This window comes from Pseudovibrio sp. W74 (assembly GCF_001623085.1).
In the GTDB taxonomy this organism is placed as follows: domain Bacteria; phylum Pseudomonadota; class Alphaproteobacteria; order Rhizobiales; family Stappiaceae; genus Pseudovibrio.
The window spans coordinates 40,599-50,657 of record NZ_LMCJ01000023.1; the positions used below are offsets into that span (position 1 = coordinate 40,599).

A 10,059-nucleotide genomic window follows, 5' to 3' on the forward strand; every position below is an offset into this window, starting at 1 on the left:
GGCCCCTTCTCGCTCAATCAGAGCCTCCAACTCAGCAACACAATGGGCGACAAATTGCTCTTCACTTTGCTCCAAATTGTCACGGCGGAAATAATAGGGAGCCTCTGTATGAATGACCTGTTCGACGGGCAGATCAAACTTCTTATGAAACAGCTCAAGGCCTGTCAGCGAACCAGTAACCAGACCCGAACCGTGGTAGCCACGCCAGCGGGAGATAATTCGCTTTTTCTCCGGCCGACCTAAAATATTGTTGTAATACCAGATCAGTTTGATGTTGGTTTCATTGGCATCTGAGCCGCTCAACCCGAAGTAAACCTTAGACATATTACTCGGCGCACGATCCAAAATCATCTTGGAAAGTGTGATCGAGGCTTCTGTGCCATGTCCGACATAGGAGTGATAATAGGCCAACTCTTTGGCCTGTTCGGCGATTGCCTCAGCAATTTCCTGACGGCCATATCCTACATTCACACAGTACAATCCGGCGAACGCGTCCAGCATTCGGCGCCCTTCACGGTCCTCTATGTAAGAACCTGAGGCAGTCTTGATCACTCGAGTAGACGTTTCACCTCGGGCGTGCTGAGCCAGATGAGTTGAAGGGTGGAAGAAATTCTCCCGATCCCATTGTGCCAGCTGATCGTTTCGTAACATAACTTTCCTCCCCTATGCCCAGTCGCGGCAAACGTATTTAACTTCAGTAAACTCTTCCATGCCCAGTCGTGCGCCTTCCCGGCCCAGACCAGATTGTTTGGTGCCTCCAAATGGAATGGGTGCGCCAGTTACCTTTGTGCGATTGACTGCAACCATTCCGAATTGAAGAGCACGGCTAACCCTATAAATCCTGCGCGGATCATCGCTGTGCAGATAAGCAACCAGCCCATATTCACTGTCATTGGCGCGGGCGATGACTTCCTCTTCACTGTCAAAAGGAGCTATCGCAGCAACAGGCCCAAAGGTCTCTTCACGCATAATGAGAGCCTCTGCGGGCACATCAATGAGCACCGTCGGCTCAAAAAACAGTGGTCCCAATGAATGTCGGGTGCCCCCACAGGCAATCTTTGCGCCTTTGGCAACGGCATCGGCGACATGTTCTTCTTGTTTCAGAACAGCTTTTTCGTTCATCAACGGACCAATATCCGGATCATCCAATCCAGGGCCTATGGAAAGAGATTGAGCGGCTTTGGTAAAATTCCTGCAGAACTCATCGTAGATCGGACGCTCAACAAATATTCGGTTCGCCCCCAGGCAATCCTGACCGGATGTTGCGAACTTGGATTTTATGGCCTCAGCAACCGCGTTCTTCAGATCTGCCCCTTTAAAGACAATAACCGGAGCATGTCCGCCAAGTTCCAGGATAAGGCGTTTTATGGTGGAGGCGGATTGGCTATAAAGCAGTTTGCCGACAGGGGTAGACCCCGTAAAGGACAGCGCTCGCACGCGGCTATCGCTGGTCCAGGGCTCGACAATTTCTGGAGCTGAGCCAGTCACCACATTAAATACACCTGCGGGCACTCCAGCTCGCTCAGCCAATTCCGCCAGGGCAAGTGCGCTGTAGGGCGTTTCTGCTGATGGGTGGGCAACGATCGTACAGCCTGCAGCCAAGGCAGCGGCTGCTTTACGTGTCAGCATCGCGCTTGGGAAGTTCCAGGGTGTGATAAGGGCAGCAACCCCAACGGGTTCCCGCCAGAGCTCCACTTCTGCATCAGCAAGATGACTGGTGACGCCTTCAATGTTGGGACGCTTGGCTTCCTCGGCATAGAACTCAACAAACGCTGCACCATACTCGATTTCACCACGGGCTTCTGACAAGGGTTTGCCCTGTTCCAGAACCATGATCCGTGCGAGATCTTCTTTGTGCGTAAGCTGAAGCTCAAACCAGCGTCGCAAAATAGACGCTCGTTCTTGCGGTAGTAATCCCGACCATTTGGGAAAGGCATCTGAAGCTGCGGTTACCGCAGCAGACGATTCATCTGCTGAAAGGCCTGCGACATCCCCTAGGTAATCCCCATTTGCTGGATCAATAACCGCAAATGTCTCATCTGTTCTTGCAGCACACCACTTCCCATTTATATAGGAAAAGGAACGCACTAGGGCTTTGTCTTGAATGTCCGTCCGTGCAGACAAGGCTGTTTCTGACATGGCGCATCCTCCTTGCTCTACAACAAAACTTGCCTGTTTTTGGCGGAGGATGTGACCGAATGAAGTGTCCGTTACAGAATAATCGTCTGCTAATCGGCTGCGAAAAGAAGATTCAACGGAGGTGCCGCATTTCCCTTTACAGGTTTTGTCACAATGTACGTAAAGTAGCGGGATAACCCGATGCGTGCATCCAACATAGTATCGATCAGCCTTTGATAGGCGTCTACGTCTCTGGTCACGATCTGTATCAGATAGTCAAATCCGCCCCCTAATGCCCAGCAAGCCACTACCTCCTCGTAGTTCTGCATGGCTGTTTCAAAGGCGTAAAAGCTCGCAGCCGTATGGTCCACCAGTTCAGCAGCGACGAAAACAGTGACGTGAGGCCCCAGTTTTTTGAGGTTAATCCTTGCACCATAACTTTCGATCAGACCAGATTTCTCCAGCTTCTTCAGCCGGTCCCAGCAAGGTGTTGGAGACAATCCGATGCGGTCCGCCAAAGCGGCTTTTGTGATGCGGCCCTCATTTGAGAGTATTCGCAGGATATCCAGATCACGCTGATCAAGTTGCATGCTCATCTTTTGATATCTCTCACACTTCAGGAACGCCAATCACCGCCGCACAATCACCGGATTTGATCAGTCCGGGGAAATGACGACTGATGAGGATGCCGCTGCGCTTTGCGTGGTATCTGGTTGGTTCAACACCGGTTCTGTCCATCGGCCAAACACGGGCAACAATGTCACCTTCTCCAACTGGATCTCCCAGATCGACCATAGGTTCATATAGCCCGCCCTGCTCGCAAAATGTAAAGCAATCTGCGCCTGGCATCCCCAAATTTACGGAGGACTCCAGTTGTTTTTCTCCTTGCAGGATACCGAACTGGATCAAGACGTTACGCAATCCTTTGCGTGCGATTCCGATGGTTTTTGCCGTCGCAGTTCCACCACCGCCCAGTTCTGTTGTCACAAGAACCTTGCCCATGCTTTCAACTGCTGTGTCGTACATGCCTATATTATCGATTTCGAGGAGCTGAACAGAGTAAGGAGCGTTGAACGCAGCCATTGCGTCAAAGCAGGCCTTCTCATTGCTCTTATCTTCCAGAATATGAGCTGCTGCGAACGGCACGAAATCAAGGGTCTTACCTCCGCTATGGAAGTCAACAGCGACATCTGTCAGAGGAAGCAGGTAACGTTGAAAATAGTCGGCAATTTTCTCGGTTGGTGTTCCGTCAGGACGACCGGGAAATGAACGGTTCAGGTTTCCCCTATCAATGGGTGACGTTCGCGTTCCCGCCATAAATGCCGGGAAGTTGAAGGCCGGAACTATGATAATTCGACCAGTTACGTCCTCTGGTTTCAACGCAACTGTCAGTTCCTGGAGGACAACTGGCCCTTCGTATTCATCGCCGTGATTTGCGCCTGTTAAGAGCGCTGTCGGCCCTTCCCCGTTTTTAATGACCGTAATGGGGATCATTACAGAGCCCCACGCACTGTCATCACGGCTATAGGGTAACCGTAGAAACCCATGATGAATGCCGTCCTGATCCAATGGGATTGTGGGCGTGATGGGATTTGCCTGCATAATTTTCGTCCTAATACACACGGATCAACTATTGATCGCTGTGCCTGCTTTTACGGCTTCAGCTCGGGCTCCGGCCAAGGTGGCAATGGCGGTGTCTTGCACCCCAGTTCCTGTCAGATCGCAAACCGTAATGTCTTTGTCCGACTGCCGCCCGGGCTTTTGGCCAGAAATTACTTGTCCAAGTTCCGCGTACATCTCAGTACTGTTGATCGTGCCAGCTGCTATCGCTGCACGGAGTTCGCCTTGTTTGATGGATTGAGATAAGCGGTCACAAACGAAAACAGAGGCGCCTGGAATAACGCAGGGCGCGAGTTCCGATTTATAGTCGGCATCTGATCCCATGGCGGTGATATGCTGCCCAGGTCGCATCATATCCGCCTTGATCAAGGGCTCTTTGGAGGGGGTTGTTGTTACGACGATATCGGATTGAGCCATAACCTCAGCGATGCTGCCAGCAACGACTTCAATTCCCAATTGAGTTGAACACTCCCGAGCACAAGCAGCAGCTTTTTCTCTGTTGCGCCCCCAGATAACAGCTCGTTCAATATTACGAACAAGCGTCAATGCTTGCAGTTGGAGGCGGGCCTGAATGCCACTTCCAAGAATACCGGCAATCTTGCTGTTCTCTCGTGACAGATGCTTGGCTGCGACGGCTCCAGCGGCAGCTGTGCGCACATCAGTCAGATACCCGTTATCAAGCAGTAACGCCTTGACGATGCCGGTCTTTGCATCAAACAGCACCATCAATCCGTTCAGGCTTGGAAGACCCAGTTTGGGATTGTCGAAGAAACCCGGGCTCATTTTGATCGCAAAACTGTCTATGCCGGGAACATAGGCAGTCTTCACATCCACTTCCCCATTGTGCTCAGGTACATGGAAGCTCAGGATAGGCGGCATTACAACGTCTTTTGTTGCAAGCAATCGAAATGCATTTTCTATACATGCAACAGCATCCAGATCCAAAGAAACAGCAGAGCGCAGATCTGCCTCCGTCAGGATATTAATCTCAGGCATAAAGGCTTCCATTCACAGAGGTCGGCGCAGCAACATCGACGTTCTCGCCGTCGATCAATCGTTTATGCAGCGCCATATCAATATTTTGTCCGCTAATGAGGCTCACACACTTTCCGGGTGTTTTGATCTTTCCAGCGAGTAAGGCAGCAATACCGACACTGCCTGAGCCTTCAATCACCAGACGTTCCTGCCAGTAAGCGTGTCGAATGGCTTCTGCGATTTCTTCTTCGCTGACCAAGATCAGGTCATCTACCAGATCCCGTGTCATTTCGAAGGTATAGGCATTGTTCAGCCCAATCCCACCACCCAATGAATCTGCGAGTGTTGGCACTTCTTCAACAAGGATCGGTTTGCCTGCACGCTGGCAGCTATACATGGCGGCACCGCGTTCCATTGAAACGCCAACTACACGAACTGAGAGACTGATGATTTTCATCACCAAAGCCACTCCAGAAATTAAGCCACCGCCCGAGACTGGTACGAGTACCGTATCCAGATCAGGCGTTTGTTCCAGAATTTCCAGTGCAACAGTGCTTTGCCCTGCAATGATATCCCGATGGTCGAATGGCGGGATCATCGTCATTCCGTCTTCTACCAGCCGATCTACTTCAGCCTGAGCATCGTCCTGAGAACTTCCGGTTATTCGAACTTCAGCACCCAGCGATTGAATCGCCTCTACCTTGTTCTGCGGAACAAGTTTTGACATACAGATGATGCAACGCACCCCTGCTTTTGAGGCTGCATAAGCCAGACCGCGACCATGGTTTCCAGTTGAGACACCGACGACACCAGCTTCTTTTTGAGCTGCGTTGAGCGACAAAATTGCATTTGTCGCACCGCGCAGTTTAAAGCTTCCCGTGATCTGCGTTTGCTCAAGCTTCAACAACACTTCTGCAGAGCAGATCTGGCTCAAGCTGGGTGAGCTGACCAAGGGGGTCATTCTAACGTGCCCCATTATCTTTTGGCGTGCAGAAAAACTGTCATGAACGGTTATTTTTTGCGTCATTGTGCGCTCATCCGATCTTTGATTGGGTGTTGGAACAGATGGCCAAAACCATGTATGACTTGCTCGGAGTCCAGATGCTGGAGGCAACGCCAGATCATTGCCTGATTTGAAGTCACCACTGGCTTGCCAATCCGATCTTCAATCCTCTGAATGCACACTGCGGCCCTCAACCCGGTACACGAGATGAACAATGCATCTGCACTCGGCTCCATAGCTGCACAGGCAGCCTCAATAATCGTAGACTCGGAAAGCCGCGCAATCTCACGGTCATCATCGACACCGAGATAGTTTGCACTGGCGATTTGAAGGCCATTATCGGCGAAGTACTGAAACACTTCCTGCGAAATACTGGCAGAGTATGGAGTTAACACGCTGATCCGTTTTGCATCTAAAGCTTCGAGCGCATCAAATGCTGCAGAGCTAGGCGTCACAAATGGGGTGTCAGATTTGCCAGCTTTCAAGTAATCCCCGACAACTGCGTTTCCCAAAACAACTGAAGCAGCCGTACAGCTGTAAGCAATTACGTCCAATGCATCTCCAGGTAATATCTGTGAAGCAGCTTCTGTCAGGCGTGGACCTGTTGCCAGCAAATTCGCTCGTGTACCTGGGTTTTGATAGGTGATCCGGTTTGCGTAAATGCCGATCTGATCAGGATCGCACATGCGTGCGAAATCCCCTTCGCTGGTGTGGTCTGTTGCCAAAACAATCAGACCTATCCGTTTATTGACTGAACGGGCGTCAAAGTTGGCTTCAACCAGAGAGGCCTTAGGACGACAATCAAAAACCATGTGCCCTCCTAAACAACAAGGACCGGGCATTCCGCCAAGCCTGTTACCTTGTGAGAGACACTGCCAAGCAAATATCCTTCGATTGAACCCAACCCTCTGCTCCCCAAAACAATCACATCGTTTTGGTGTTCTCTTGCAAAGCCCACAATCGTGCGGGCTGTTGGGCCGGATTTGGCAAAAGCGCGGATGTTTGCACACCCGGCATTCAGGGCAAGTTGCTTCCCCTGCTCTGCCACTTCACGAGCGTGATTGCGCATCACATCATCCACGCTCTCATTTTCATCCGGGCGCACGATTGCGAAGGATGCTTCCAACATTGAATGATGTTTGTAAACGGTCAGAAGAGAGAGCGGGATGTTGCCGCAAACAGTCGCCAATTCAACGGCCTTGAGCAGTGCTCGTTCCGCCCCTTTAGACCCATCAAATGGAACAAGGATAGATTTGAACATCGGGTACTCCTTGTTACTTGGCAAAAGCTAAGTCGCGCAGAAAGAGCGCAATTTGTGGGAAAAAGATCAGAGCAATGGCGACCCCAACCAACATCAGGATAAACGGTGGCGTCCCGCGGATAACCTCAGCATACGGTCGCTTGAACACTGCGATGGCCGTGAAAATGTCACATCCAAATGGCGGCGTTGCTGAGCCTATGGCGACCTGCAATGTGATGATCGTACCAACCAACACCGGGTCCAAACCGACAGCCTTAACAACTGGTGCGAAAATGGGTACCAGCACCAAAATTACGACGATGGGGTCGACAAACATACAGCCAACAAAAAATGCAGCTGAGATGACAAACAGGATACCCATTGCACCCATGTCAGAAATGCCAATCGCAGTCAGGATTTCCTGCGGGACCTGAGCGAAAGAAATGATCCAGGAAAATGCTGCGCCTGCGCCGACCAGAATGAACACCACTGCGGTAATTAAACCGGTTGATTGAGCTGTCTTGTAAACATCAGTCAAAGTCATGGAGCGGAACACAAAGACTTCCAGAACCAAAGCATAAAGCACACACACTGCGGCCGCTTCTGTAGGGCTGAAGATGCCGCCATAAATGCCACCAATAATGATTACCGGAAAACCTAGCGGCCACAGCGCCTGCCGGACTGCGGTCAACCGCTCGCGCCAACTGGCTTTAGGCTCAGTTGGGACTTGGTTACGGACGGCGTAAATGTAGCTGTAGATTGAAAACAGAACGAGGATGAGCAGTCCCGGCCCGATACCTGCGATAAACAATTCTGCAATAGATGTATTTGAAACAACGCCATAAATGATCATTCCAATTGATGGTGGGATCAGAAAAGCAATGTCACTGGCATTGACGATGAGCGCCAGAATGAAGCTGTCTTTGTAACCGGCCTTCAGCATACGTGGACGCAAGGGCGATCCAATAGCCACAACGGTTGCCTGTGTGGACCCTGAGACTGCGCCAAACATTGTGCAGGCCATTGCTGTCGAGATGGCAAGACCACCGCGCACGTGGCCCGTAAAGGCCATAACCAAATCAATCAGGCGGCCTGCGGACTGTCCCCGTGTCATGATATCTGCTGCAAAAATGAACATGGGCACAGCAATGAGAGATGCAGGCCGAATACCTGCGACCATTTGCTGGATCATGGTTTCCATTTGCCCGAAATCACCGAACATCATCAAAAACCCAATGAAGCTCCCGACGATCAAAGGGATCATCATAGGAAACCCAAGAAGAAGAAGAGTAATCATCGAAAGGAATATTGTTGCTGCCATGATACTATCTTTCAGACCTCGATCTCATCTTCTTCATAGCCCTCAAGCATGTGGGTCGAGAGATAGATATCGGGAGCAGTCAAGTTCTTGATGGCAGTGAGCAGGTACTGTGTTCCCGTCATGAAAAAACCGACGGGCACCCAAACCAATATCACCCAAACAGGAATTTGCAGTGCAGGTAACACCCGGCCACGAGTGGCCTGTGTTTCAATGTAGTTGATTGAGTAATAACAGAGCAGGAACAGAAAAATTGCGGTCACCAGCGAGATCAGGACCATCAGAATCTTACGGTAGCCAGGAGACAAGCCGTCATAAATGGCGCTCATGCGGATGTGGCGCCCATGCCGTGCTGCATAACTGATACCAGCGAACGTGATCAGAATAATCAAGATACGGTTCAGTTCCTCGGAAAAGAAGATGGAATTTCCAAGCACAAAACGCCCGATTACATTGGCGATCGTGTTTGCTGCCATCAAAAGAACGCCGACTGCAAGCAGGACGGATTCAATCCGACTGATCGCTTGGTCAATAACACCCAAAAAGCCTGGCAAGTTTGATTGTGCCTGATCACTCATTCCACCGTCCCGCATTACATGAGGCGTGTAAGGCGAGGAGTGCTCGCCCTACATATTTTGCGCGATAACAACTGGCTGTTAGTCTGCAGTCGCGGCCAGATCGGCTTTCATCTGTGCAATGATTGCAGCGCCGCTATCACCTGTCATCTCGATGAAGGTCTTTTCAACCTCAGCCGCGGCTGCCTTGAAACATCCACGCTCATCTTCGGTCAGAACAGTGACTTTCATCTCTGGCTTGGCTTCCATGATCTTAGCAAGCTCAGTTTCAGCGGCTTGTTGCTGATAGACGACGGTATGGTCATATGCAGCAGCTGCTGCCTTTTCCACCAGGTCCTTATCTTCTGCGCTTAAGCCATCAAAGAAATCTTTGTTTGCCATCACCGCGGTGGTGAAATTGTTGTGTCCCGCATATGTGATGTAATCGGTGACCTCATAGATCTTGGTTGAATAGAGGAAGAAAGTCGGGTTCTCCTGCCCCTGAATAAGGTTGGTTTGCAACCCACCATAAACCTCGCCCCATGGCAGTGGTGTCGGGCTCGCACCAAATGCACGATAGCTCTCAACCAGCAGTGGGTTGGTCATTACGCGAAACTTGACTTCATTCAGATCAGCACATGTTTTCACCGGCTTCTTGGTGGTCATTGCCACCTCGCCCTCGGGGAACATGTTCAGCAGTTCAAGGCCTTTTTCAGCATAGAGCGGCTTGAACATGTCATTGATCGCCTTGCTTTCCCGGTAGAAGCGAGCGAGATGCTTTTGATCTGTAGGAAGGAGATAAGGCACAAAGAACACTTGTGCTTCCGGTATCAAAGCGCCGGTGAAGCCTGGAGACTGATCAACAAACTGCAAGATGCCATCTTGTGTCTGTTCCATGATATCAGCAGACTCGCCAAGCGTTCCATAAGGGAACAGCTGGATTTCATGATCAGAGTTTGCTTCAATTTCTGCTTTGAACTTTTGAGCATACACGCCCTGAACATCAGTCATGGCTTCTTCAAAAGCATATCGCCATGTATCAGCCTGCACTGCTCCGGTTGCAGCAAGAACCAGCCCCACCGCTGCGCAAGATTGTAACGCCCGTTTAAAGATACCTGTCATTAATTCCTCCCCCAAAATCATCATGATGAATATCTGTTTTACTCGGCATCTTGCGCGCCGTTTCCAGTGAATGCCTGTGACTGCTCATAGGAACTGCCACGTCGGCAGG

The 10,059-nt window shown here is 50.7% G+C and carries 11 protein-coding genes; all 11 read right to left on the minus strand.

Annotated elements, in window-relative coordinates:
- Positions 1–651: aminotransferase class III-fold pyridoxal phosphate-dependent enzyme (locus tag PsW74_RS29825; protein WP_244277872.1), on the minus strand; the 651-nt coding region annotated here is incomplete at its 3' end.
- A 12-nt stretch (positions 652–663) separates the two neighbouring features.
- Positions 664–2,139 carry an NAD-dependent succinate-semialdehyde dehydrogenase gene (locus tag PsW74_RS17495; protein WP_063289787.1) on the minus strand — a complete coding sequence of 492 codons (1,476 nt, stop codon included), beginning with the start codon at positions 2,137–2,139 and terminating at the stop codon, positions 664–666.
- 89 nt (positions 2,140–2,228) lie between these two features.
- Positions 2,229–2,714, minus strand: a complete 486-nt coding sequence (locus tag PsW74_RS17500; RefSeq protein WP_244271778.1) for an Lrp/AsnC family transcriptional regulator — start codon at positions 2,712–2,714, stop codon at positions 2,229–2,231.
- A 13-nt stretch (positions 2,715–2,727) separates the two neighbouring features.
- Positions 2,728–3,735, minus strand: a complete 1,008-nt coding sequence (gene doeB / locus PsW74_RS17505; protein ID WP_208988048.1) for a N(2)-acetyl-L-2,4-diaminobutanoate deacetylase DoeB — start codon at positions 3,733–3,735, stop codon at positions 2,728–2,730.
- A 9-nt stretch (positions 3,736–3,744) separates the two neighbouring features.
- Complete coding sequence (locus PsW74_RS17510; RefSeq protein WP_063289785.1) at positions 3,745–4,734, minus strand: cyclodeaminase; 990 nt, start codon at positions 4,732–4,734, stop codon at positions 3,745–3,747.
- On the minus strand, positions 4,727–5,740 hold the full coding sequence (gene eutB, locus PsW74_RS17515; RefSeq protein WP_063289784.1) for a hydroxyectoine utilization dehydratase EutB: 1,014 nt from the start codon (positions 5,738–5,740) through the stop codon (positions 4,727–4,729). The genes PsW74_RS17510 and eutB overlap by 8 nt, the downstream gene beginning before the upstream one ends.
- On the minus strand, positions 5,737–6,528 hold the full coding sequence (gene eutA, locus PsW74_RS17520) for an ectoine utilization protein EutA (RefSeq protein ID WP_063289783.1): 792 nt from the start codon (positions 6,526–6,528) through the stop codon (positions 5,737–5,739). Before eutA ends, eutB begins: the two co-directional genes overlap by 4 nt.
- A gap of 8 nt (positions 6,529–6,536) precedes the next feature.
- Entirely contained in the window at positions 6,537–6,977 is a 441-nt protein-coding gene (locus tag PsW74_RS17525) for a universal stress protein (protein WP_063289782.1), read from the minus strand.
- Between the two features lie 13 nt (positions 6,978–6,990).
- Positions 6,991–8,277, minus strand: coding sequence for a TRAP transporter large permease (locus PsW74_RS17530; RefSeq protein WP_063289781.1), 1,287 nt, complete (start codon positions 8,275–8,277; stop codon positions 6,991–6,993).
- An 11-nt stretch (positions 8,278–8,288) separates the two neighbouring features.
- Positions 8,289–8,852 carry a TRAP transporter small permease gene (locus PsW74_RS17535; RefSeq protein ID WP_063289780.1) on the minus strand — a complete coding sequence of 188 codons (564 nt, stop codon included), beginning with the start codon at positions 8,850–8,852 and terminating at the stop codon, positions 8,289–8,291.
- A gap of 78 nt (positions 8,853–8,930) precedes the next feature.
- Positions 8,931–9,950 carry a TRAP transporter substrate-binding protein DctP gene (dctP, locus tag PsW74_RS17540; RefSeq protein ID WP_057464136.1) on the minus strand — a complete coding sequence of 340 codons (1,020 nt, stop codon included), beginning with the start codon at positions 9,948–9,950 and terminating at the stop codon, positions 8,931–8,933.
- Between the last annotated feature and the right edge of the window lie 109 nt (positions 9,951–10,059).